The sequence below is a fragment of the Actibacterium ureilyticum genome (assembly GCF_002285435.1).
GTDB classification, from domain to species: Bacteria; Pseudomonadota; Alphaproteobacteria; order Rhodobacterales; family Rhodobacteraceae; genus Actibacterium_C; species Actibacterium_C ureilyticum.
Genome location: NZ_NSBT01000025.1, coordinates 1 through 22085, shown reverse-complemented (window position 1 = coordinate 22085; position 22085 = coordinate 1). Strand labels below are relative to the sequence as shown.

The 22085-nt window shown below is 64.8% G+C and carries 24 protein-coding genes; 13 read left to right on the top strand and 11 right to left on the bottom strand.

Translation table 11 applies throughout. The features are described 5' to 3' along the window. Positions 1 to 162: 162 nt before the first annotated feature. The 3 genes from CLM60_RS08335 to CLM60_RS08325 form a co-directional block, all read right to left on the bottom strand. Positions 163 to 858 (bottom strand): DUF3800 domain-containing protein, encoded by a 696-nt coding sequence (locus tag CLM60_RS08335; RefSeq protein WP_095588719.1) that lies wholly within the window; start codon positions 856 to 858, stop codon positions 163 to 165. A 111-nt stretch (positions 859 to 969) separates the two neighbouring features. Further along, a complete protein-coding gene (locus CLM60_RS08330) occupies positions 970 to 2157 on the bottom strand; it encodes a TIGR03862 family flavoprotein (RefSeq protein WP_095588718.1) in 1188 nt (395 codons plus the stop codon). Then, positions 2154 to 3476, bottom strand: coding sequence for a mechanosensitive ion channel family protein (locus CLM60_RS08325; RefSeq protein ID WP_095588717.1), 1323 nt, complete (start codon positions 3474 to 3476; stop codon positions 2154 to 2156). The genes CLM60_RS08330 and CLM60_RS08325 overlap by 4 nt, the downstream gene beginning before the upstream one ends. A gap of 75 nt (positions 3477 to 3551) precedes the next feature. Between CLM60_RS08325 and CLM60_RS08320 the strand changes: the two genes are divergently transcribed. Then, complete coding sequence (locus CLM60_RS08320) at positions 3552 to 3860, top strand: HNH endonuclease (RefSeq protein ID WP_095588716.1); 309 nt, start codon at positions 3552 to 3554, stop codon at positions 3858 to 3860. Here the strand turns inward: CLM60_RS08320 and CLM60_RS08315 are convergent. After that, a complete protein-coding gene (locus tag CLM60_RS08315; RefSeq protein ID WP_095588715.1) occupies positions 3855 to 4475 on the bottom strand; it encodes an enoyl-CoA hydratase/isomerase family protein in 621 nt (206 codons plus the stop codon). The two genes, CLM60_RS08320 and CLM60_RS08315, sit on opposite strands and share 6 nt — an antisense overlap. Beyond that, the gene (locus CLM60_RS08310) at positions 4472 to 5224 is read right to left on the bottom strand and encodes an SDR family oxidoreductase (protein ID WP_095588714.1); all 753 of its coding nucleotides are present in this window, start codon (positions 5222 to 5224) and stop codon (positions 4472 to 4474) included. The genes CLM60_RS08315 and CLM60_RS08310 overlap by 4 nt, the downstream gene beginning before the upstream one ends. Before the next feature lie 133 nt (positions 5225 to 5357). On the opposite strand from CLM60_RS08310, the gene CLM60_RS08305 reads away from it, so the two are divergent. The 6 genes from CLM60_RS08305 to lpxK all read left to right on the top strand — a co-directional run bounded on the left by CLM60_RS08305 (position 5358) and on the right by lpxK (position 11615). Next, positions 5358 to 6857 carry a DUF2125 domain-containing protein gene (locus CLM60_RS08305; protein ID WP_095588713.1) on the top strand — a complete coding sequence of 500 codons (1500 nt, stop codon included), beginning with the start codon at positions 5358 to 5360 and terminating at the stop codon, positions 6855 to 6857. An 87-nt stretch (positions 6858 to 6944) separates the two neighbouring features. After that, positions 6945 to 8291: a TldD/PmbA family protein gene (locus tag CLM60_RS08300; RefSeq protein WP_095588712.1), complete on the top strand. Its 1347-nt coding sequence runs from the start codon at positions 6945 to 6947 to the stop codon at positions 8289 to 8291. Next, entirely contained in the window at positions 8278 to 9051 is a 774-nt protein-coding gene (locus CLM60_RS08295) for an inositol monophosphatase family protein (RefSeq protein WP_095588711.1), read from the top strand. Before CLM60_RS08300 ends, CLM60_RS08295 begins: the two co-directional genes overlap by 14 nt. 78 nt (positions 9052 to 9129) lie before the next feature. Further along, a complete protein-coding gene (locus CLM60_RS08290; RefSeq protein WP_095588710.1) occupies positions 9130 to 9375 on the top strand; it encodes a DUF4170 domain-containing protein in 246 nt (81 codons plus the stop codon). Between the two features lie 9 nt (positions 9376 to 9384). Further along, positions 9385 to 10617: a 3-deoxy-D-manno-octulosonic acid transferase gene (locus tag CLM60_RS08285; protein ID WP_095588709.1), complete on the top strand. Its 1233-nt coding sequence runs from the start codon at positions 9385 to 9387 to the stop codon at positions 10615 to 10617. After that, entirely contained in the window at positions 10617 to 11615 is a 999-nt protein-coding gene (lpxK, locus tag CLM60_RS08280; protein ID WP_095588708.1) for a tetraacyldisaccharide 4'-kinase, read from the top strand. Before CLM60_RS08285 ends, lpxK begins: the two co-directional genes overlap by 1 nt. Here the strand turns inward: lpxK and CLM60_RS08275 are convergent, their stop codons facing one another. Together CLM60_RS08275 and CLM60_RS08270 are read right to left on the bottom strand one after the other, a co-directional pair. Beyond that, positions 11616 to 12269: a DsbA family protein gene (locus tag CLM60_RS08275; RefSeq protein WP_425427218.1), complete on the bottom strand. Its 654-nt coding sequence runs from the start codon at positions 12267 to 12269 to the stop codon at positions 11616 to 11618. Then, entirely contained in the window at positions 12269 to 12802 is a 534-nt protein-coding gene (locus CLM60_RS08270; protein WP_095588706.1) for a DUF721 domain-containing protein, read from the bottom strand. Before CLM60_RS08270 ends, CLM60_RS08275 begins: the two co-directional genes overlap by 1 nt. 96 nt (positions 12803 to 12898) lie before the next feature. On the opposite strand from CLM60_RS08270, the gene mutY reads away from it, so the two are divergent. From mutY to CLM60_RS08255, 3 genes are all read left to right on the top strand, one after another. Continuing rightward, positions 12899 to 13957 carry an A/G-specific adenine glycosylase gene (gene mutY / locus CLM60_RS08265; RefSeq protein ID WP_095588705.1) on the top strand — a complete coding sequence of 353 codons (1059 nt, stop codon included), beginning with the start codon at positions 12899 to 12901 and terminating at the stop codon, positions 13955 to 13957. A 32-nt stretch (positions 13958 to 13989) separates the two neighbouring features. Continuing rightward, a complete protein-coding gene (locus CLM60_RS08260) occupies positions 13990 to 15120 on the top strand; it encodes an alkane 1-monooxygenase (protein WP_095588704.1) in 1131 nt (376 codons plus the stop codon). 68 nt (positions 15121 to 15188) lie between these two features. Beyond that, positions 15189 to 15377: a hypothetical protein gene (locus CLM60_RS08255; protein ID WP_095588703.1), complete on the top strand. Its 189-nt coding sequence runs from the start codon at positions 15189 to 15191 to the stop codon at positions 15375 to 15377. A 93-nt stretch (positions 15378 to 15470) separates the two neighbouring features. Here CLM60_RS08255 and CLM60_RS08250 read toward each other — a convergent pair whose 3' ends face one another. The 3 genes from CLM60_RS08250 to CLM60_RS08240 all read right to left on the bottom strand — a co-directional run bounded on the left by CLM60_RS08250 (position 15471) and on the right by CLM60_RS08240 (position 17943). Beyond that, a complete protein-coding gene (locus tag CLM60_RS08250; RefSeq protein WP_095588702.1) occupies positions 15471 to 16571 on the bottom strand; it encodes a site-specific DNA-methyltransferase in 1101 nt (366 codons plus the stop codon). A 91-nt stretch (positions 16572 to 16662) separates the two neighbouring features. Then, complete coding sequence (locus tag CLM60_RS08245; protein ID WP_095588701.1) at positions 16663 to 17298, bottom strand: ribonuclease HII; 636 nt, start codon at positions 17296 to 17298, stop codon at positions 16663 to 16665. A 117-nt stretch (positions 17299 to 17415) separates the two neighbouring features. After that, on the bottom strand, positions 17416 to 17943 hold the full coding sequence (locus tag CLM60_RS08240; protein ID WP_095588700.1) for a hypothetical protein: 528 nt from the start codon (positions 17941 to 17943) through the stop codon (positions 17416 to 17418). A gap of 167 nt (positions 17944 to 18110) precedes the next feature. On the opposite strand from CLM60_RS08240, the gene CLM60_RS08235 reads away from it, so the two are divergent. The 3 genes from CLM60_RS08235 (at position 18111) to CLM60_RS08225 (ending at position 21571) form a co-directional block, all read left to right on the top strand. Continuing rightward, a complete protein-coding gene (locus CLM60_RS08235; protein WP_095588754.1) occupies positions 18111 to 18407 on the top strand; it encodes a hypothetical protein in 297 nt (98 codons plus the stop codon). After that, on the top strand, positions 18379 to 19083 hold the full coding sequence (locus tag CLM60_RS08230; RefSeq protein ID WP_095588699.1) for a winged helix-turn-helix domain-containing protein: 705 nt from the start codon (positions 18379 to 18381) through the stop codon (positions 19081 to 19083). Before CLM60_RS08235 ends, CLM60_RS08230 begins: the two co-directional genes overlap by 29 nt. Before the next feature lie 94 nt (positions 19084 to 19177). Continuing rightward, positions 19178 to 21571, top strand: coding sequence for a hypothetical protein (locus CLM60_RS08225; protein ID WP_095588698.1), 2394 nt, complete (start codon positions 19178 to 19180; stop codon positions 21569 to 21571). Positions 21572 to 21620: 49 nt separating this feature from the next. Here the strand turns inward: CLM60_RS08225 and CLM60_RS08220 are convergent, their stop codons facing one another. Continuing rightward, on the bottom strand, positions 21621 to 21926 hold the full coding sequence (locus tag CLM60_RS08220) for a hypothetical protein (RefSeq protein ID WP_095587995.1): 306 nt from the start codon (positions 21924 to 21926) through the stop codon (positions 21621 to 21623). Positions 21927 to 22085 lie beyond the last annotated feature (159 nt).

Sequence of the window (22085 nt, the reverse complement as noted above, 5' to 3'; positions counted from 1 at the left end):
TTGGAGAGTTGGGCCGTAGGGCACGGACATAAATCGCATCTTTGACACGCTCTTCCTAACTTGATTTTTATAGTTTCTCGCGTATATATCGTCGCAAAGGTTCCCCTCCGATGATAAGAACCCAAGGGGTTCTCCTAACGGTAGTCGGAGGGGTCAATTTTCTCAGTAGTAGTGTCGAACCCCGCTTCTGAAGATATCGAACTCACTTCGTATCTGTGACGCAATAATCCTATGAGAGATGTCGTCACCGTGCTCCCATTTCCGGTAGATTGCCCAATTGAAATAGTCCGCAATTTGCAACCCATAGTGGGCTCGCGAGGAGTGGTGCATCACCCTGTACGGAACCGCTTCTGGAAGCATTTCAGCGAGTACAGTCTTCACCGCCTTTTCGATAGCTCTGCGCTTTTTCGCGACGGGTATACTGTCTGTTATTACGACGACCTCGCCAGCGCCAAGTGAAGCCTTGTTCACGGCATATCGCAGCAAGTATCCCAACATATTAGGGTAAAATTTCTCTGGCGGCTGTAAAGCTGGTCCGGTTTTACTCTTCTCGACCACAACAGAGTCAACGGAACTATGCGGCACTGAATTTGCAAGCAAGGAAAATACCCTGCTTCGGACATGTCTGTTGTCGTCCGCACAATGAAAGTACTGCATGTCAATGCGAGGTACTATTCGGTGTTCGATCAGATCATACTTATAAGTGTCTAGGTCAGTATGAAGTCTGAAAGGCCTGTACAAGCTGACACATGTAAGGGTGAAATATCTTGACCCACCCTTAGAAAAGTCGAAGTTTCCACCTTCATCAAGAAAAATGTACAGCGAAGGCAGTCTAGCCAAGGGCAACCCGTCAATCATCTATAAATTGTTTCAGTCTCAACCGTTTCTCCCCTAAGAATCCTAGGCATCGAAAAGGGCAATGGGAAGGGGCGAACTTGAAGTTTCCAACAATGCACATCGACCCAACAATCACTGAGGCTCAAGCCAACTCTCAAATTTACCTAAATTTAGCGCACCCCGCCCAGCCCAAAGCCCCGTCGCCAGGCACGCGGTCAGCAGATAGCCCCCTGTCGGCGCCTCCCAATCCAGCATTTCGCCCGCGCAGAACACACCGGGACGGGCGCGCAGCATCAGGCCTTCGTCCAGCGCGGCGAAGGGGATGCCGCCGGCGGTTGAAATGGCCTCGTCCAGTGGCCGGGGGCCGGTGTGGCGGATGGGCAGGGCTTTGATGACCTCAGCGATGAGGCGGCCTGCGGGGCGGAACTCCATCAGCAGGGCCAGGCGCGCGGGGTCGAGTTTCAGCACCTTGCGCAGGTGGTTGGTCAGGCTGGCCTTGCCCTGGGGCCGGGCCAGCCGCTCGGCCACACGGTCCGCTGGCCAATCGGGCAGCAGGTCGATCAGCAGCGGCGCGCCGTCCCGCACGGCGGCCGAGACGGCGTAAATCCCACCACCCTCGAGCCCGCGGCGCGAGATCACGTATTCCGCCCGCACCCGCGTATCCCCGGCCTGCAGCACCGTGCCCTTGACCGGGCTGCCGAAATGCCGCGCCATATGCGGGGACCAGTCGACGCGCAGCCCGACATTGGCGGGGCGGAACGGGGCGGGGGTGACACCGGCGCCTTGCAAGATCCCGGCCCAATGCCCGTCCGATCCCAGCCGCGCCCAGCTGGCCCCGCCCAAGGCCAGCACCGTGACGGCGGGGGTCATCTGCACCGGGCCATCGGGGGTGTCGAACGTGGTCGCATCCCCCTGCCAGCCGGTCCAGGTCCAGCGGGTTTGCAGGCGCACGCCCTTGGCCGCAAGCCGCCCCATCCAGGCCCGCAACAGCGGCGAGGCCTTCATCACCTTGGGAAACACCCGGCCCGACGAGCCGGTGAACAGCTCCTGCCCCAGCCCGCGCGCCCAGTCCTGCACCTGATCGGGGCCGAACGCCCGCAGCATCGGCTCCAGATCGCCCGCCGCCGCGCCATAGGCCGACAGGAATTCCGCAAAGGGTTCGGCCTTGGTCAGGTTCAGCCCGGATTTGCCCGCCATCAGGAACTTGCGCCCGGCCGAGGGCATGCGGTCGACGATCACGACCTGTCGCCCGGCCTCCGCCAAAGCCTGGGCCGCCATCAACCCGGCCGGACCCGCCCCGATGATCAGCGCGTCGGTCATGCCTGCGGCGGTGGGTTCTTGAATTCCACGACACGGTGCGGATAGGGGATCTCGATCCCGTTATCCTTCAACGCGTTCCAGATCGCGAACAGCACGCGCGGCGTGAACTTGTTCTTGCCGTCATCGATGCCGTTGACCCAGAATTCCACCGCGAAATCCACGCCGCTGTCACCGAACCCGCGCAGCTCGCAATCTGGGCCATCGGGGTCGTCCAGCACGAAATCCAGGTCGGCGACGGCCTGTTCGATGATCGCGGGCACCTTGTTGATATCGGTGTTGTAGCTGACGGAAAACGGCGCCTCGTACCGGTTGGCGCTGCCGCTGTCGGAATAGTTCACGACGCGGGTGGTGATGAAATCCTCGTTCGGGACGACGATCCAGCGCCCGTCATAGGTTTCCAGGATCGCGGCGCGGGCGGTCATCTTGACGATGGTCCCGGCCTCTCCCCCGTCCAGCTCGACATAGTCGCCCACCGTTGCCTGCCCTTCGAGCAGCAGGATCACGCCTGAGATGAAGTTCGACGCGATCTTTTGCAGGCCAAAGCCGATGCCCACGCCCAGCGCGCCGGTCAGCACCGCGAGCGAATTCAGCGACACGCCCATGATGTTCATCAGCACCAGGAACGCGACGCCGAAAATCGCGATCTCGGCGGATTTCTCGGCCAGTTGGCGGGTGGCGGGGCGCATCTCCTCCTGCCGCTTGATGAAGGTCGAGGATTGGTCGTTCGACCAGCGCCCCAGCCAGAAGATCACCCCCGCCACGACGATGAACTGCAACAGCCACAGCAGGTTGAACGACAGGTTGCCCAAGGGGACGATCGTCGCCTCGAGCTTGGCCGCGACCGGGCCGATCAGGCCCAGCGCATAAAGCCCCGCGACCGGCACCAGCACGAAACGGCCCAGCAGGCGCAGGAACGGGTCGGTCAGGATATCGCGCGCCAGCGCACGGGCCGCCAGGAACAGGAACACCCGTTTGCCGAAGCCGATCACCGCCCCCGAGCCAAAGGCCGAGCGCGTCACCTGTTCGCCGACCGAGGCCAGCGCAAAGGCCAGCACCGGCAGCAACAGCGGCAGGAACAGCGCCAGGAAGCGGCGCACGCGGGACAGGATGCTCTGACTATCCTCGGGCGGGGTCAGCAACACGCGCAGACGCTTGCGCAGCTTGCGGGTGACGAAGACCGCAATGACATAGGCCAGGATCAGCAGGACGAATTGCGACCAGGCCGCCGGGCTGGTCACCCATTGCAGCGCGATCTGCTGGCCCTGCTGGAGCAGCTCCAGCGCCTTTTCCACCATCGGATGCGGGTTTTCCGAAAACATGTTGCACCATCCCCAACTGAACACGCCGTGGATGTTACCAGTGGCACCGGGCCAGAGAAATGGCAAGATCGGGCCATGTCAGACGATCCCATCTGCGCCCTGTGCGGGCGGCCGATCCCGGCCCATGCCCGGCAAAGCCTGCACCACCTGACCCCCAAGCTGCGCGGCGGCAAGGGCGGGCCGACGGTGCTGTTGCACCAGATCTGTCACAATGAAATCCACGCGACGCTGACGGAAACCGAACTGGCGCGCGACCATGCGACCATCGCCGCGTTGCAGGCGCATCCGCGGCTGGCGAAGTTCATCGCCTGGGTGCAGAAACGCCCGCCCGATTTCCATTCGAAAACCCCCGGCGCGCGGCGCGGGCCCCGGCGGCGGTCATGACGGGCGGCAGAGCGTCTTGATCCCGCGCAGCACATCGGGCTTGCCGGCCAGGCAATCGGCGCAAAGTTCGCGCGCATGGGGGATCAGCGCGTCGGGGTCGACCACGCGGTCGACCAGCCCGAATTGCAGCGCCTCGTCGGTCAGCAGCTTCTGTCCGCCCAGCAGCACCAGCTTGGTGCGCGCGGGTCCGATCAGCGCGGCCATGCGGCCCGGGTCGGACGGTTGCGGCAGAAAGCCCAGCTTCATCACCGGGTAAAAGAACTTGGCCCCCGGCACGGCAAGCCGGATGTCACAGGCCAGCGCCATGCCCATCGCCCCGCCCGCCAGCGTGCCGTTCAGCGCCGCGATGGTCAGGCAATCCAGCGCCGCGATCCGACCCGACAGCCGTTCCCAGACCGGATCGGTGGCCAGACCGGCCCGCGCCTCGTCCAGATCCGCTCCGGCGCTGAAGACCTTGCCCACGCCGGTCAGGATCAGCACGGCGACATCGCTTTCGGCGGCCTCGGCCACATACGCGTCGATCTGTTCCAGCATCTGCTTGGTGACGGAATTGGCCTTGTCCGGCCGGTTCAGGGTGATGGTCCAAAGACGACCGTCGCGGTCGAGATCGATCATGCGCCCACCCCCACACGGGCGCGGATCGCCGGGTCGCGCAACGAGATTTCCTGGCCCAGAAACTCATCGGCATCGGCCGAACACATCCACAACAGCGCCTTGGCGGGCCAGTCGGGCGGGATGTGATCGGACCAGTCAAGCTGGCTGACCGCGTTCACGCCGCTGGCCTTGATCTCCTTCTGCATCTGGGTGGCGACGGTGCCGGGCGACAAGCCCATGGCGCGGATGCCCTGACCGCGGTTTTCCAGATCCAGCGCGCGGGTCATCATCGCTGCCCCGGCCTTGGACGCGCAATAATGGCTCCACCCCTCCAACGCGTTATGGGCGGCGCCCGAGCTGATGGTGATGATCGTGCCGCCGCCATTGGCCGTCATCACCGGAAGCGCCGCGCGCATGCCGTAATAGACGCCCTTGAGGTTGATATCGATGACATGGCCCCAAGCCTCGGGGTCAGAGGTTTCCAGCCGCGCGACGGGTTCGATCACGCCCGCATTGCCGATCAGCACATCCAGCCCGCCAAAGGCATCGACGGTGGCGTTGACGGCGGCGTCCAGATCCCGGTAGCGGCTGACATCGCAGGGGATGGCCAGCGCGCGGTCGCCCAATTCATCCGCCAGATCGGCAATCGCCGCGCGCGAGCGGGCCAGAAGCGCGACATTGGCCCCCGCATCGGCAAAGACGCGCGCGGTTTCCGCGCCAATGCCCCGGCTGGCGCCGGTGATCATGACTGTTTTTCCCTGAAGCGACATGCGGCACCCCCTTTGCGGCTGTTGCAACATTCCTAGCCGCTCACATCTTGGCGTGCCACCGCAAAGCTGACTTGACCCCACCCGGCGCACGCACGAAGGTGCCGCCGAACGAATAGTGGAAGGACGATTTCTCATGACCCGTTTTCAGAAACTTTCCGGCGTTGCGCTTGGCGCGTTGCTGGTCGCCAGCCCGGCGCTTGCGGATTTGACCGCCCGGCAGATCTGGCAGGACTGGAAGACATTCGGCGAATCCTTTGGCCAGCAGGTGACCGGCACCGAAAGCATGGATGGCGACGTGCTGACGGTCAGCGATGTGCGGATGACGATGACGCTTGACGACAGCACGGTGACCGGCACGCTGGACCAGCTGACCTTTACCGAACGCGGTGACGGCACGGTCGCGATCGGCCTGCCGGAAAGCTATCCGGTGACCGTCGAAATGACGCCCAAGGCAGGCGAGGCCGTCAGCATGACGATGATGGCGCGGCAAACCGGCGCGCAGATCATCGCCAGCGGCACGCCCGAGGACACCAATTACGACTTTGCCGCCGACATGATCGGGATGTCGATTGCCGATTTCCAGGCCGAGGATACCGACATCGACATGCAGATCGACGTGAGCCTGGCCGATGTGGTCGGTCAGTATCAGATGGTCGCGGGCGAGATCGGCAAGCTGACGGGTGACATGACGGCGGCCTCGGCCGCATCGACCATGAAGATGGCCGAGGGCAGTTCGGGCAACGGCACCGACTGGTCGACCATGGCCCATGACGTGAAGCTGACCTTTGATTACGACCTGCCCAAGACGCTGGACGCCACCGATCTGAGCGCGATGATGTCGTCGGGGCTGAAGGCGCTGACGCGCTACGAGGTCGGCCCGGCGCAATATGAGATGACGGTGATCGAAGGCGGCTCGACCATGCAGTTCAAGGGCGGCTCGGAAAGCGGGCTGCTGGATGTCGAGATGGGCGAAAGCCTGCGCTATACCGGGTCGCAGACCGGGATGACCATGGCGGTCAGCGGCTCGAACATCCCGTTCCCCGAGGTCACGACCGCCGCCGACCAGATGGGGTTCGAGCTGCTGATGCCGATCGGCAAAAGCGAAGAGCCCGAGGATTTCGGCCTGGTGACAACGGTGCAGGGGCTGAGCGCCAGCGAGCAGATCTGGTCGATGTTCGACCCGGCGGGCGCGCTGCCGCGTGATCCGGCGAACCTGACCATCGACCTGAGCGGCAAGGCCAAGTGGCTGGTCGACGTGTTCGATCCCGAAGCCGCCGCCCGCATGGGCGAGGCCAAGCCGGGCGAGCTTCACGCGCTGACGGTGAACGATCTGCTGCTCAGCCTGATGGGGGCCGAACTGACCGGGTCGGGCGATTTCACCTTCGACAACAGCGGCACCACGGATGCCATGCCCAAGCCCGAAGGCACGATGAACCTGAAACTGGTCGGCGCGCAGACGCTGATGGGCAAGCTGACCCAACTGGGTCTGTTGCAGCCCGAACAGGCCATGGGCGCACAGATGATGCTGGGCATGGTCGCGCGCCCCGGCGACGCGCCCGATACGCTGGTTTCCGAAATCTCGGTGACCAAGGATGGCACGGTCTCTGCCAACGGGCTGCCGCTGCCGTTCTGATTGCGGAACAGGTCCGGGTGCAGGCGGCGCTTGCACCCGGCTTGCGCAGCGATTAGGTCGAAATGATCGCGGCAGCGGACAGGCAGAATGGCAAGAACACCAAAAGAGCTTACCGAAACCCTGATCGAGATTGCGCTGGAGGCAGGGGCCGACGCGGCCGATGCCATCGCGGCGCAGGGCACATCGGTGTCGATCGACGTGCGCAAGGGCGCGCTGGAAGCCGCCGAGCGGTCCGAAGGGGTCGAGATCGGTTTGCGCGTCCTGCTGGGACAGAAACAGGCCTGTGTGTCGGCCTCGGACACGCGCGAGGATACGATGCGCGACATGGCCATGCGGGCCATCGCAATGGCGCGCGAGGCGCCCGAGGACCCCTTTATCGGGCTGGCCGATCCCGACATGCTGGCCTGCGACTGGGATCTGGCGGCGCTGGAACTGGCCGATCCCGCACCCGAACCCAGCGCCGAGGCGTTGCAGGAAGACGCCCGCGCCACCGAGGCCGCGGCGCTGAACACCCCCGGCATCACCCAGGTACAGGCCGCCAGCGCCGGGTACGGGCAGCAACAGATTCACCTGGCCGCCAGCAACGGGTTCAGCGGCGGCTATGCCCGCACCGACCGGGCGATTTCCTGTGTCGCCATCGCCGGCGAAGGCACCGGGATGGAGCGCGACTATGACAGCCAGTCGCGCGTGTTTCAGGCCGACCTGCCCAGTGCCGCGGAAATCGGCCAGCGGGCCGCCGAACGCACGCTGGAACGGATGAACCCGCGCAAGCCGCGCACCGGACAATTCCCGGTGCTGTTCGACGAGCGGATCTCGTCCTCCCTGATCGGGCATATCCTGGTGGCGATCAACGGCACATCCGTCGCGCGCGGATCGTCGTGGCTGCGCGACAGCATGGGCGAACAGATCCTGCCCAAGGGGCTGTCGCTGACCTGTGATCCGCTGCGCCCGCGCATTTCCGGCTCGCGCCCCTTCGATGCCGAAGGGCTGCCGACCCGCGCCTTTGACCTGATCACCGACGGGGTGCTGCAAAGCTGGGTGCTGGACCTGGCGACGGCCCGGCAGCTGGGCACCACCAGCAACGCCAACGCCGCCCGCAGCCCCAGCGCCCCGCCCAGCCCGCGCTCGGGCAACATGGCCCTGACCCAGGGCAGCCGCAGCCGTGACGAGCTGATCGCCGATATGGGCACCGGGTTGCTGGTCACGTCGCTGATCGGCAGCTCGATCAACCCGACCACCGGCGATTACTCGCGCGGGGCGTCCGGGTTCTGGGTGGAAAACGGCCAGATCACCCATGCGGTGAACGAATGCACGCTTGCGGGCAATCTGCACCAGATGCTGAAAACGCTTCAGCCCGCAAATGACGCGCGGATGCATCTGTCGCGGATCGTGCCCTCTGTCCTGATCGAAGGTCTGACCATTGCCGGAGAATGACCTGACCCTGCTGGTCGAGGCCGCGCGCGAAGCGGGCGAGATCGCCAAGCGCCACTGGCAGCAGAAACCGCGATCCTGGAACAAGCCCGGCCATCAGGGCCCGGTGTCCGAGGCCGATCTGGAAATCGACGCCGCTCTGCGCAGCCACCTGATGGCGGCGCGGCCCGGCTATGGCTGGCTGTCCGAGGAAAGCGAGGACGACCCGGCCCGGCTGAATGCCGACAGGGTGTTCATCGTCGATCCGCTGGACGGCACGCGGGCGTTTTTGAACAACGACCGCAGTTTTGCGCATTCGCTGGCGGTTGCCGAAAATGGCGTGGTGACGGCGGCTGCGGTGCTTCTGCCGATACCCGACAAGCTTTACACCGCCACGCGCGGCGGCGGCGCGGCGCTGAACGGTGCGGCGCTTCAGGTGTCGCAGCAGCCGGTGTGCGAGGGCGCCTCGTTGCTGGCGGCGGCGCCAGTGATGGACAGCCGCAACTGGATCGGCACCCCGCCCAAGGTGGATCGCCACCTGCGCCCGTCGCTGGCCTATCGGCTGTGCCTGATCGCCGAGGGGCGGTTCGATGCGCTGGTCACCATCCGCAACAGCTGGGAATGGGACCTGGCCGCCGGTACGCTGATCATCCAGGAGGCCGGGGGCACCGTCACCGACCGGCTGGACGACGCGCTGTCGTTCAACGCGCTGCGGCCACAGGCCCAGGGGGTGATCGCGGCCAACCCGACCCTGCACAAAGAGTTTGCGGCGCGGCTGGCCTGAGCCGCCGGTCGCCCCTTTATCGCGTCTGCGGCATCGACTAGTCTGCGACCGCAACGACCGATCCCAGCGGAGTGAACCATGACCCAGCGGCTGCATCTCGTCTTTGGCGGCGAGCTTGTCGATCCGACCAAGACCGTGTTCAAGAATGTCGATGACATCCATGTCGTCGGCATTTTCCCGAACTATGCCAGCGCCTATGACGCGTGGAAGGAACAGGCCCAGCGCACCGTCGACAACGCCCATATGCGCTATTTCATCGCCCATCTGCACCGCCTGCGGGACGAGGAATCCGAGGTCGGCCCGACCGAAGAGCTGGACGGCTGATCCACACCCATGGCGCGGTCTCCGTCCCTGTGGCTGCATAATGTCAGCGCCCGGCTCAGCAATCTGCCCACCGGGCAGGGGCAGGGCGCCACCGACATGCCCCGGCCGCCGGGCAAGCTGATCTGGCTGCATTGTCCCACGCCCGAGGCCGAGCCGGTCGTGCTGGAGATCCTGCGCCACCTGATCGAATACGATCTGGACCAGGTGTTTCTGGTGACCAAGACCAGCCCGGGGGCGCTGATCCTGCCGGGCGAGCCGGGGGCGCTGATCCTGACCGCGCCCACCCCGGCCGAAAGCACGGCAGCGCTGCGCGGCTTTGCCGAGCACTGGAAACCCGATGCCTGCCTGTTCTTTGCCAGCGGCGTGCTGCCCAACCACATCGAAGAGGCCCACGCCCGCAAGATCCCCGTGTTCCTGATCGGGGATGGGAACATCGAAAACGGCCTGCAGGGGCCGGCCCTGCGCGGGCTGGCGGCGCGGGCGTTGCTGCGGCGGGTCAGCCATGTCTTTGCGCAATCCGCGAAATGGGCCGATCTCTATCGTCGGCAGGGCCTGACCGAAGATCGTCTGACCCTGACCGGGCAATTGTCGCAAGGCACCGTCGTGCTGCCCTGCAACGAGGCCGAGCGCGAGCGGTTTGCCCGCGCGCTGGCGGGGCGACCGGCCTGGCTGGCGGCCGGGCTGGGGCCGGATGAAGAGGATATCGCGCTGGACGCCCATCGCGCGGCGGCCCGGCATTCGCATCGGGTGCTGATGTTCCTGGCCCCGGACGATCCGGCGCGCGGACCGGACCTGGCGGCGCGGCTGGCGCAGCACGAATTTTCCACCGGGTTGCGGTCGGCGGGCGACATCCCCGACCCGGACATGCAGATCTATGTCGCGGACCGACCGGACGAGCTGGGCCTGTGGTACCGGCTGGCCCCGGTCTGTCTGATTGGCCACACGTTCGGTGCGGGCGATCCGCAGGACCCGCTGGCCCCGGCGGCACTGGGATCGGCGATCCTGCACGGCCCGAACACCCGCCCGCATGAAAGCCGGTTTCAGTTTCTGGACGATGCCCGGGCGGCCCGCGCGGTTCGGCGCCCCGCGGATCTGGCCGTGGCGCTGTCGGAAATGCTCTCACCGGATACCGCCGCAATCTATGCCCGCAACGCGTGGGAGGCCTCGACCGCCGGGGTCGACGCGACCGAGATCGTGGCCGAGCGCCTGTACCGCGCCGCCGAAGACCGGGGGGCGGGCTGATGCGGGCGCCGGATTTCTGGTACGCGCCCGCCGACCGGCCCGGCCTGCGCCCCCGGCTGCTGGCGCCACTGGGGGCGCTTTACGCCCGTGGCACGCGGCGGCGGCTGGCACGCGGCGCGCCCTATCGCCCCGGCTGCCCGGTCATTTGCGTCGGCAACCTGAACGCGGGCGGTACGGGCAAGACGCCCACCGCCATCCTGCTGCTGGAGATGTTGCGCGACCGTGGCCTGTCGGCGCATGTGGTCACGCGCGGTTTCGGCGGCGCGCTGACCGGCCCGGTGCAGGTCGACCCGAAACGCCATGGCGCGGCGGATGTGGGGGATGAACCGCTGCTGCTGGCGGCCTTTGCCCCCACATGGGTCGCGCGCGACCGGGCGGCGGGCGCGCAACAGGCCGAAGCCGCTGGCGCCGATGTGATCGTGCTGGATGACGGGTTTCAGAACCCAGCCGTCGCCAAGGACCTGTCGCTGGTGGTGGTCGATGCGGTGCGCGGTTTCGGCAATGGCCGCTGCCTGCCCGCCGGGCCCTTGCGCGAACCCGTCGCGGCGGGCATGGCCCGCGCCGATCTGCTGATCCGCATTGGCCCCGACAAGGCGCAGGCACAGTTCGACCGGACATGGGCCGATCAGGTCACGGTGCCGCAGATCCGTGGCCGATTGCAGCCGCTGGCCACCGGGATGCCCTGGGCCGGGCTGCCCGCGCTGGCCTTTGCCGGGATCGGCCACCCCGAGAAGTTCTTTGCCACGCTGACCGACCTGGGCGCCGATCTGAAACGGGCCGAGGCGCTGAGCGACCACCAGCCGCTGACCGCCGCATTGATGAAACGGCTGGAGACCGAGGCGCGCGCGCTGAACGCCCAGCTTGTCACCACCGAAAAGGACGCCGTGCGCCTGCCCGATGAATTCCGGGCCAAGGTGCTGACATTGCCGGTGCGGCTGGTGCTGGGGGATGCCAGCGCCCTGAACCGGGCGCTGGACCGTATTCTGACGGCGGGGTGATTACCCGGCCAGCTTCTCGTCCAGGATCTTGGCGAATTCTTCGTAGCCCATGTTGGAATAGGGTTCGCCATCGATGATGAAGGACGGGGTGGCGCGGACATTGTCGGCCTCGGCGTTCTTTTCGTACCAGGCGACCAGGGCCTGGGCCATCTCGGCGTCCTGCAGGCAGGCGTCGATCTGTTCGCCGGTCAGGCCGCCGCTCAACCCGATCTTCTTCAGACCCGCGACGATATCGCCCGGCTGTCCCTTGGCCCATTCGTCCTGCTTGCTGAAGATCAGGTCGGTCATGCCGAAATAGCGCTGTTCGCCACCGCAGCGGGCCACCATCCCGGCCCACAGGCCGAAACGGTCGAAATAGACCTCGCGGAAGATGAACTTCACCTTGCCGGTGTCGATATAGTCACTGCGCAGCTTCTTGAACGTGTTGGTGTGGAAGGTCGCGCAATGCGGGCAGGTGAACGAGGCATATTCCACGATCGTCACCGGCGCATCGGCATCGCCCAGCACCATTTCCGGGATCTCGATATCGCCTTCGGCATGGGCCGGGGGCAGGATCGCATCGCTGAGCGGCGCCGTCATCCGGCGCGGCAACAGGACATAGGCGCCCAGCGCCATGGTTGCGGTGGCGCCCAGCGCCAGGAATTCTCTGCGGATCATCTCTGCCTTCCTTGAGATTCTGTTTTTGTCAGTACGTTCTGGCCCAGCTTTTCCAGCGCGGCGCGCAGCCCCTCATCGGTCACACCGCGCGACATGTCGGCCACGGCCTTCTGGATCTGGGGCGATTTGGGGCGATCCGCAGGGGCTGGTTCGAATGCGGCCTGCGGTTCGGCAAAGCCGGTGGGCGCGGTCTGGGTCAGGTGGATGCGCGAGATCGCGGCATAGCCGTAACAGGCGTTCACCTTGTCCAGGATCGTCTTTTTCTGCATCTCGATCATCGGGGCCAGCGCACCGGGAACCAGAACGGTCAGCGTGGCGCCGAACCCCTTGTGGCCATAGCCCACCTTGACCGGGCGCACCGAACCGGCGATCTCCGCGCCCACGACCTCGTCCCAGTGGGTCAACAGGCGGCTGACGGCAAAACCCCGGCTTTCACCGGCGCTGCGGATCTGCGACGACAGCAGGCTCGCGGTTCTTTCGAACCCACGCTTGCGACGCCCCGGCACCGCTGGTTTCTGAGTTTGGCCCATTCTGCCTGTCAATTCTTCGCCTTCTCTCTATTTTAGGGGCTTGGGGGCGATGCAACCAGTCCCCAAACGCAGATCGGGCCATAAAGATTGTGTGAGATGACGCCAAGCGACCTTCTTTTGACCTGGTACGATGCCCATGCCCGCGACCTGCCCTGGCGGGTGGGACCGGCGGATCGGCGCGCGGGTGTCGCGCCCGACCCTTACCGGGTGTGGCTGTCGGAAATCATGCTGCAACAGACGACCGTGGCCGCGGTCATGGACTATTTCACCAAGTTCACCACGCTTTGGCCCAGTGTCGATGCGCTGGCCGCTGCGCATGATCCCGACGTGATGGCCGCCTGGGCGGGGCTGGGATATTACGCCCGGGCGCGCAACCTGCTGAAATGCGCCCGCGTGGTGGCACAGGATCACGGCGGGGTCTTTCCCACCGATCACGACGCGCTGCTGGCCCTGCCGGGGATCGGCCCCTATACCGCCGCCGCGATTTCCGCCATTGCGTTTGATCGGCCCGCCACGGTGGTCGACGGCAATGTGGAGCGGGTGATGGCGCGCTTCCATGCCGAGGAAACGCCGCTGCCACGTGCCAAGCCGATCCTGACCGAACTGGCGGCCGCGCTGACGCCGGCGGAACGGCCCGGCGACTATGCCCAGGCGGTGATGGATCTGGGCGCCACGATCTGTACGCCGCGTAATCCGGCCTGTGGCATCTGCCCGCTGATAACGGATTGCGCCGCTCGGGCGCAGGGCATCGCCGCCGACCTGCCCCGCAAAGAGCCAAAGGCGCCGAAACCCATCCGCTTCGGCGCGATCTATCTGGCGCAGCGGGGCGATGGCGCCTGGCTGCTGGAGCGTCGGCCCGAAAAGGGGCTGCTGGGTGGGATGCTGGGCTGGCCCGGCACCGACTGGCGGACCGACGCGCCGCCCGCGCAGCCGCCATTGGGCGCCAACTGGACCCCCCTGCCCGAAGAGGTGCGCCACACCTTCACCCATTTTCACCTGCGCCTGTCGGTGCATGTCGCACAGGTGGCCGACACCCCGGCCCCCGATGGCCTGTTCTGGGCGCCGTTGCGTCAGTTTCGCGCCGCGGACCTTCCCACGGTGATGCGCAAGGCGTACCAATTGGTACAATCGTCCCAGGCGCTGCCCGACCCCTAGGACAGATTGCGCATGACCACGGGACCCACAGCATGAGCCGCATCATCCAACCCCTGCACGCCCTGCCCTTCTGGCTGTCGCTGGGCACGGTGCCGCTGGCCATCGCGGCGGCGGCGCAAGGCGGTTGGTGGCTGCTGGCGCTGCCGGTCTATACCTGGGGGCTGTTTTCGCTGCTGGACGCGCTGACCGGGCTGAACCTGCAAAACGCCGATCCCGCGACGCCCGAGGCCGAGCTGTTCTGGTACCGGCTGATCACCCTGGTCTGGTTCCCGATCCAGTTCTGCGTGATCTTCGGGCTGATCCGCTGGGTCAGCGTCACCGATCACCTGTCGGGCTGGGAAAAGGTGGCGCTGTTCTTCGGCGTGGGGGTGATGTCGGGTACGATCGGCATCAATTACAGCCACGAGCTGATGCACCAGAAGAACCGGCTGGAACGGTGGCTGGGCGATCTGCTGCTGGCGACGGTGCTCTACAGCCATTTCCGGTCCGAACACCTGCGGGTGCATCACCTGCATGTCGGCACCCCGCGCGACCCGGTCACCGCGCGCTATAACGAGGGGTTTCACCGCTTCTTTCCGCGCGTGCTGCGGGAATGCCCGGTGTCCGCGTTCCAGGCGGAAAGGGCGTTGCTGGCGCGCAAGGGGCGGCCGTGGTGGGACCGCGCCAACCCGTTCTGGCGCTATGCGCTGTTGCAAGTGGCGATGCTGGCGCTGGCCACGCTGCTGGGCGGCTGGCTGGGGCTGGCGCTGTTCCTGTGGCAGGCTTTCGTCGCGGTCTGGCAGCTGGAGCTGGTCAATTACATCGAACATTACGGCCTGACGCGGGAACACCTGGGCGACGGCAAATACGAACACGTCAAGCCGCGCCATTCCTGGAACGCGGCGCATCGGGCGTCGAACTGGCTGCTGATCAATCTGCAACGCCATTCCGATCACCACTATAAACCCGACCGGCGGTTTCCGCTGCTACAGACCTATGCCCCGGACGAGGCGCCACAACTGCCGCATGGCTATCCGCTGATGACGATGCTGGCGATGGTGCCGCCGCTGTGGCGTCGCCGGATGAACCCGCGCGTGCGGGAATGGCGGCGCGAATTCTATCCGCAGATCACCGACTGGACGCCCTATAAACAGGGCACCAATCCGCCGCCGCGCGGGGCATGACGACGCAGATCAAGGCGGAACGGCGAAAAATGTGTTATGAAGGTCCTCCAACCCGAAGGGAGGCCATCATGACCAAACACATCATCGACAGAACCCGGGATCGCAAAGCGTCGACCAAGGTCGAGCAATATGTGCGGATCGAGGCCGAGGATCTGCCGCATCCCCAGACCAAGACGCTGCAACAGCGCCCGCATCACGCCGAGACGCAAACCCGGATGAAGCGGTTCCTGGACATCGAACGCCGCAAGGACGGCTGAGTCCGGCAGATAAAAAAAGCCCCGCCTGGAGGGGGCGGGGCAAGGTGATGCCGTGGCATCTGGCCACAGGCACCGGCGGTACACCGTAGAAACTCAGGTCATTTCCGACCGGATCTGTTGACGCAGCAGGTCGATGGGCACGGTCTTGCCATCGCGCTTGAAGTGCCAATAGGTCCAGCCATTGCAGCTGGGCGCGCCTTCCAAAGCGGCACCCACCTGGTGGATCGAGCCGCGCGCGTCGGAAGCCACCAGCGTGCCATCGGCACGCACCTTGGCGACCTTGCCGCGCGGGCTGGTCAGTTCTTCGCCCGGGCGCAGCAGCCCGCGTTCGACCAGCTGGCCGAAGGGCACGCGCGGTTCGGCCCGTTTCGAGGTGCTGACCATCAGCGCCTCGCGGTCGTATTTGCGGACATTGGCGATGCGCTTGCGGGCGACCTTGCGATAGTTTTCCTCGCGCTCGATCCCGATGAATTCGCGGCCCAGCATCTTGGCCACCGCACCGGTGGTGCCGGTGCCAAAGAACGGGTCCAGCACCACATCGCCGGGGTTGGTCGTGGCGACCAGCACGCGGTGCAGCAGCGCCTCGGGCTTTTGCGTCGGATGGGCCTTGTCGCCCTTTTCATCCTTCAGCCGCTCATGCCCGGTACAGATCGGCAGCACCCAGTCGCTGCGCATCTGCACGCCTTCGTTCAGCGCCTTCAGCGCCTCGTAGTTAAATGTGTATTTGCTGGCTTCCTGCTTGGACGCCCAGATCAGGGTTTCATGCGCGTTGGTCAGCCGCTTGCCGCGGAAATTCGGCATCGGGTTCGATTTGCGCCAGACCACGTCGTTCAGGATCCAGTAGCCCTGGTTCTGAAGCTCGGCCCCCATGCGGAACACATTGTGATAGGATCCGATGACCCAGATCGCGCCATTAGGCTTCAGGATCCGGTGCGCGGCCTTCAGCCAGGCGCGGGTGAACTTGTCATAGGCGGCGAAGCTGGAAAACTGGTCCCAGTCATCGTCCACGGCATCCACGCGGCTGTTATCGGGGCGGTGCAATTCGCCCTTGAGCTGCAGGTTATAGGGCGGATCGGCGAAGATCAGGTCAACGGACCCTTCGGGAAGGCTGTTCATCACCTCCACGCAATCGCCGGCCACAATCTGATTCAACGGAAGCTCTGCGGCTTCACGCGCTTTCGTCTTGGTTTTCATCTCTGCCTCTGTCCCGCGCCGATTTTTTGGCGTCGTGGTTGTTGGATCAAAGATGAGTCAAAGGCGATTCGCCGTCAATTTCTTTTTTGAATCAGTCGCTTACAGTTTTCCCTTGATACAATATCTTGTGGATGGGCTTGAACGAACGCCTATGGTGTGGGGTCACGCCAAAATCTCGCAAACCGGACTGATGCAGTTTTGTCCCATAGCCGGCGTTGGCTTCCCAGCCATAGCCGGGGTGCTGTTGCGCCAAATCCACCATGATGCGATCGCGCGCCACCTTGGCCACGATCGAGGCCGCCGCGATGGACAGCGACCGCGCATCGCCCTTGACCACGCATTCGCCCGCACAGGGCAGATCGGCGGGCAAACGGTTGCCATCGACCAGCGCCAGATCGGGGGTGAACGGCAGCCCGGCCACCGCGCGGCACATGGCCAGGTGGCTGGCGCGCAGGATGTTCAGCGCGTCGATCTCGGCCACCGTGGCATGGGCGACCGACACCACGGCGCAGCCCTGCAACAGATCGGCCAGGGCATCGCGCCGCGCCGCGCTCAACTTCTTGGAATCGTTCAGCCCTGCGGGGATCTGGTTCGGGTCCAGCCAGACGGCGGCGGCGGTCACGGGGCCAGCCCAGGGGCCGCGCCCGACCTCGTCCACGCCGATGATGCGGTGATGGCCACGCGCCTGTGCGGCGGTTTCCAGGCTGTAATCGGGTGCTGTCGTCATGGCGCGAACTGAAACCCGCACGCGCCGCGATTGGCAAGCAAAAAGGGGCGGAGGGACCTCGCAACCCTCCGCCCCCAAGGGCGTCCCCGTTACCGGACGCCCCTGCTCACCGGCGCCTCAGCGCCGGGCCTCGAGCCGGTACCCTTTTTGCTGCAGGCAGCGCGTGCCATAGGCGCGCAGCTTCTGGTTGCGGCCCTGATAGGTAAAGGCGCACTGGTTGGGCAGCTGACGGGTATAGTCCTTGGCGTTCAGGCACCGCCGCGTGACAAAGCGGCTGGGCCCGTTGCGATAGGGGTTGTCGCGCACGCATTGCGCCGGCAGCGCCAGGCCGTCGCGATACCGTTGCCGGGGCGGATAGTATTTGTGCGGCTGCGGCTTCTTGTGGCTGTGACCATGCGCGCCATTATGGCTGTGGGTGTGACTGTGGGTATAACCGTGGTGGTAATGCGAATTCGACGCGGTCTTTTTCTTCTTTTTGTTCTTGTCGTCGTCATCGTCCAGCTCGCGCGCGATGGCATAAAGCGCCAGCGCGCCCAGAACGGCGGTCGCCACCCCCTGCCCGTCGGCGGCATAGGCCGGTTTCGCGGTAAAACCGCCCAAGGTGATCGCGGCGGACAGGCACAGGGCCGTGAATGTCTTGGTCATCTGTCGTTTCCTTCGTGTGGCATCACGGGCAGGCCGCGACGGGTTTGTATCGACAGACTGGCCGGGGCCGGAAACGACAGGCAATAACGCCCCCCGGTTATCCGATAACCGGCGGAAATGTCGGCTTGTTATTGAATATCGGCGTCAGCGGGGCCATTGTCGGCGCCATGAAACGGACCCTTTTACTTTCCCTTGGCCTGATCATCGGGCTTGGAACCGCCGGCCCCGCAGCGGCCGCCTGTTTCGCCGATTACAAGGCGAAGAAGGATAAGCCCCTGCGTTTGCATTATGGTGTGATCGAGCTTCCGGCGGCCGCCTGCGACAGCCGCAAGACAGCCGCCGCCGAGATCACCAAGCGCATTCGCGGCGATGGCTGGAAGCTGTTGAATGTCATGTCGACCTTCGGCAATGACGGTTTGGCGGAAAGGAAAGAGAGTGCCGGAGCGTTCTACCTTCGTTACTGATCCCGCGCGGCTTGCGACCCGCATCGTACCGCTGGGCATTGCCGCGATTGTGCTGATCCTGCTGGTGGCGGCGATCTTGCTGTTCGTGAACCTGCCGGACGCGAACGCGTTCAACGCGCGGGTCGAGCGGATCTTTGTCGAAAACGACGACCTGACCGCGAATGCCGAGATCAAGCTGCTGGAGATCCTGGCCGAATCCGGCACCGCGTTTTCCGGCGTGCTCAGTTCCTATCGCGGGGTGATCTTCGTGCTGCTGGTGTTTTCCACCGCGCTGCTGGTGGCGGCGCTGGTGTTTTTGGTCACGATCATCGGCCTGAACCGCCGCATGGGCGAGATCGAGCGCACGGGCATTCAGGTGGGCTCGCTTCTGATCAGCCGGGGCGAGAATACGGTTTTGTTGAACAACATGGAATTCAAGCTGACGCCCGCCGCGATTGAGACCCTGTCGGTCCTGGCCGAGGCGCGGATGGATGACGAGATGCTGAGCGGCGCCCAGATCGAGGCGGTGATCTCGGGCCGGGACGCGGCCGATTGCGACGAGGCCGCAGGCGCCACGCGAATCAAGCGGCTGCGCGACAGCCTGGGCAACCAGATGGTCAGCGAGCTTCTGGTGAAGAATGTCGCGCGTCAGGGCTATCTTCTGGCAATCGACAAGGACGTCATAAAGATGATTTGACGCAGCGTTCCACAGAATGGGACCAGAGCGCTCCAATTTTTGCCACATATCGGCATAATCTTGCTCAGCGTCGCCATTGTTTCCGGAATCAGAGATGTATGATCGCCCGCTGAACGTCGAAGCTGCCCTTCTTTACGAAAACCGTTATCCGCCGATCGTCTTTGCCAAGCTGCTGGCCCGGATCAACGCCCGCGTGGCCGAGCTGGGCATGGTTTTCAACCCGACCAAGGCCGCCGGCGAACGCTTCGCGATGTTCACCCATCCGGACATGCATATCCTGATTTCGCTGAACACCGACCGGCTGGCGCCTGCGGGTTTTGCCGATGCGCTGGCCTCGCCCTTTGTCCAGGCGCAGAATGTCGATTATGCGGGGCTGGTCGGGCGGCATACCTCGAACATCTTTATCACCGTCGGCGACGGCCCGATCCACAAGACGCCCGAGATGCGCGCCTTCGAGGAGAAGCTGGGCGCCACCGAGGAGGTCAAGCCCGCCGATCTGGTCACCAAGATCAAGGTGCTGCACCGCGCCATGATCGAGGTCTTTCAGCTGGCCCGGCCGACGCTGGTGCATTGGTGCCAGTCCAACAACCTGTTCCTGCCCGAGCTGATCGACAATACCGCGCATGCCGATTTCCCGACCCCCCTGGTCACCCATCACGGGCTGTTTTCCAGCGGCACCGACGCGCAGGGCAACCGCTTTCTGGGCTCGGTCGTGAATGGGACAGAGCTGTTTCTGGGCAAGCCCATCGTGGTGCAGGAAACGACCGAACCCTTCAACAAGGCGGCGGCGGTCATCGATTGCCTGCTGGATCAGTTCCTGCGCGGTGAAAACAGCCTGCGCGACGGGGCCACGATCCCGGTGGCGGGGGCCTATCAGGTTCAGCTGCGCCATCTGCCCGGGGGCAACGGTTTTCCCAACGGTCAGATCGCCGCCACCATCACGCCGATTTCCGCACCGCCCGTGCCCGACGATCCGCTGGCCACGGTGCGCAAGGCCGACCCGTCAGCGGCGCATCCCGCCGCAAGCACGCCCGACCAAAGCGGGCTTTGCACCGCCGAAGGCCGCCCCAAGGCGCTGGAGATCGCCGCGCTTTACAGCGCGGAAAGCTTCGGCAAACAGGCCCCGTTCCAGATCGATGCCTTCACCCAGGTGATGAACATCCTGGGCGCGGCGCGGGGCATCGTGTTTCACCCGGCCAATATCGATGAGGGCTTCGTGCTGATCACCCCGCCGGGCGGTGCCGATCTGCACATCACCATCCAGATGGCCAACCGCCCGCTGGACAAGGCCCGGTTCGAAAACGCCCGCGACATGTCGCACCGAAAGCTTTCGGGCAGCGACCTGCGCCAGGCGGTCGAACAGCATTACGGCCATTTCCTGGTGAGCGTGGTAAAGGGCGCGGTGCCCATGGACGAAACCGCGCAGACCAACGATTTCCTGACGCGCATCGGCATGAACAGCGAATCCGTCGACGATTTCGAAACCCGGCTGCTGCTGGCGCGGGGCGCGATGGAGTTCCTGGCCAAGAACAGTGTCATCGACGTGTTCCACTGGGGCCAGTCCGACAAGCTGATGGAAGGCAGTTTCGGCCTGATGTATGGCTATGTCGATCTGCCGCTGGACCTGTATCTGAAGCCCCGGTTCCAGGGCACGGGCAAGGACGCCAACGGCAAGCTCTTGGCCGGGTTCCAGCTGGACGGCGCCGCGCATTTCCTGGGGCGCGAGGTGCTGATGGCGCCCAACGCCGCCGGGGCCAAGAAGAACCTGAAACTGGCCACCGATCTGGTGGCGCATTGCTATCGCGAAAACACGCTGCCCGAAGACGGCGACCTTGTGGGCCATGACGCCGGTGATTGCGCCCGTGTCGCGCTGCTGCCCCCGTCCGAGAAACACCCGTTCGGCGCTATCCGCCTGAGCCGGGTCGAAGGGGGCACTGCGGTGCCCGACATGGTGATCGACGGCACGCGGGCCACGCGCTCGCCCTTCCCCGCCACGATGGGCGAGGCCGCCATGAACGTGAAGCCGCCCAGCGCCGATGGCACACCACAGGCCAGCCGCGCAGAGACCAAGGCCGATCTGGATGCGCTGTTTCAGCGGGTCAGCCAGAAGACCGAGGCCCCCTTACCGGATGCCGATGCGCTGACCCCGGGATGGGGCAAGCTGGAAGAAAAGCTTGGCGGCGTGCTGAAGGGCAAAGGAGCGGCCAAGTCACAGGCCGAAGCAAAAGCCAAACCCGCGCCAAAGCAAAAGATGATCACCTATGCGCTGACGGTGCTGGTGCTTTTGCAGAACCTGCCGATCGGTGCGCTGCTGGTGCTGTATCATTTCCGCAGCGGGCTGAGCCTCAAGGCGGCGGCGGCGGCGCTGGCGTTTACGCTGGTCCTGCCAACCTTGCAGAAATCGGTGCCGGGCGGCACCAGCCTGATCGCGGCGAAACAACCGGTTTCGCTGAATGTCGGGGCTGCGGATCCCGAAGCTTCTAATTGAAAACGGGGGCCGATCAGGGCCCCCGTTTCGTTTCAGGTCTTGTCAGAGCTTACGAGTTCGAGCCCGAGCGGAAGTCTTCGGGGTTGTACTCGCCATCCGTCACGTAAACGGTCGGCGTCACGCCGCGGCCGGTCGAGCGTTCGAACTCGTCGCCATTGGCCACGATGTCAGCGGCGATGGCACTGGCAACGGGGTTCAGCGAGTTCGCCGTCGACAGCGCAACATTGTTTTCCGGCAGGTCATAGACCAGACGGTCCTGACCGTCGCGGTCGGCGTCGACGATGCTGAAGTTGTTGGCAAAGGCCGGAGCGGTCAGGCCAGCGATCAGGGCGGTGGTCAGTGCGAGGGTTTTCATTTTCAAGTTCCTTTCAGGGTCGGTGTCTTTTCAGTTTGTTGGCAGCGGGCCTGCTGCCGATGACACCGATCTGGGGGCGCAAATCGCTCACTACAATGCACAGAAGCGTGAGATGTTTGAAATGTCTGTGCATATGTGCGGGGGTCGATGTGCGGGCTT

What these genes read in the sequence shown, in the direction of transcription:
- CLM60_RS08335 (WP_095588719.1), bottom strand. Translation starts at nt 858, where the DNA reads ATGATTGACGGGTTGCCCTTGGCTAGACTGCCTTCGCTGTACATTTTT.
- CLM60_RS08330 (WP_095588718.1), bottom strand. Translation starts at nt 2,157, where the DNA reads ATGACCGACGCGCTGATCATCGGGGCGGGTCCGGCCGGGTTGATGGCG.
- CLM60_RS08325 (WP_095588717.1), bottom strand. Translation starts at nt 3,476, where the DNA reads ATGTTTTCGGAAAACCCGCATCCGATGGTGGAAAAGGCGCTGGAGCTG.
- CLM60_RS08320 (WP_095588716.1), top strand. Translation starts at nt 3,552, where the DNA reads ATGTCAGACGATCCCATCTGCGCCCTGTGCGGGCGGCCGATCCCGGCC.
- CLM60_RS08315 (WP_095588715.1), bottom strand. Translation starts at nt 4,475, where the DNA reads ATGATCGATCTCGACCGCGACGGTCGTCTTTGGACCATCACCCTGAAC.
- CLM60_RS08310 (WP_095588714.1), bottom strand. Translation starts at nt 5,224, where the DNA reads ATGTCGCTTCAGGGAAAAACAGTCATGATCACCGGCGCCAGCCGGGGC.
- CLM60_RS08305 (WP_095588713.1), top strand. Translation starts at nt 5,358, where the DNA reads ATGACCCGTTTTCAGAAACTTTCCGGCGTTGCGCTTGGCGCGTTGCTG.
- CLM60_RS08300 (WP_095588712.1), top strand. Translation starts at nt 6,945, where the DNA reads ATGGCAAGAACACCAAAAGAGCTTACCGAAACCCTGATCGAGATTGCG.
- CLM60_RS08290 (WP_095588710.1), top strand. Translation starts at nt 9,130, where the DNA reads ATGACCCAGCGGCTGCATCTCGTCTTTGGCGGCGAGCTTGTCGATCCG.
- CLM60_RS08285 (WP_095588709.1), top strand. Translation starts at nt 9,385, where the DNA reads ATGGCGCGGTCTCCGTCCCTGTGGCTGCATAATGTCAGCGCCCGGCTC.
- lpxK (WP_095588708.1), top strand. Translation starts at nt 10,617, where the DNA reads ATGCGGGCGCCGGATTTCTGGTACGCGCCCGCCGACCGGCCCGGCCTG.
- CLM60_RS08270 (WP_095588706.1), bottom strand. Translation starts at nt 12,802, where the DNA reads ATGGGCCAAACTCAGAAACCAGCGGTGCCGGGGCGTCGCAAGCGTGGG.
- mutY (WP_095588705.1), top strand. Translation starts at nt 12,899, where the DNA reads ATGACGCCAAGCGACCTTCTTTTGACCTGGTACGATGCCCATGCCCGC.
- CLM60_RS08260 (WP_095588704.1), top strand. Translation starts at nt 13,990, where the DNA reads ATGAGCCGCATCATCCAACCCCTGCACGCCCTGCCCTTCTGGCTGTCG.
- CLM60_RS08255 (WP_095588703.1), top strand. Translation starts at nt 15,189, where the DNA reads ATGACCAAACACATCATCGACAGAACCCGGGATCGCAAAGCGTCGACC.
- CLM60_RS08250 (WP_095588702.1), bottom strand. Translation starts at nt 16,571, where the DNA reads ATGAAAACCAAGACGAAAGCGCGTGAAGCCGCAGAGCTTCCGTTGAAT.
- CLM60_RS08245 (WP_095588701.1), bottom strand. Translation starts at nt 17,298, where the DNA reads ATGACGACAGCACCCGATTACAGCCTGGAAACCGCCGCACAGGCGCGT.
- CLM60_RS08240 (WP_095588700.1), bottom strand. Translation starts at nt 17,943, where the DNA reads ATGACCAAGACATTCACGGCCCTGTGCCTGTCCGCCGCGATCACCTTG.
- CLM60_RS08235 (WP_095588754.1), top strand. Translation starts at nt 18,111, where the DNA reads ATGAAACGGACCCTTTTACTTTCCCTTGGCCTGATCATCGGGCTTGGA.
- CLM60_RS08225 (WP_095588698.1), top strand. Translation starts at nt 19,178, where the DNA reads ATGTATGATCGCCCGCTGAACGTCGAAGCTGCCCTTCTTTACGAAAAC.
- CLM60_RS08220 (WP_095587995.1), bottom strand. Translation starts at nt 21,926, where the DNA reads ATGAAAACCCTCGCACTGACCACCGCCCTGATCGCTGGCCTGACCGCT.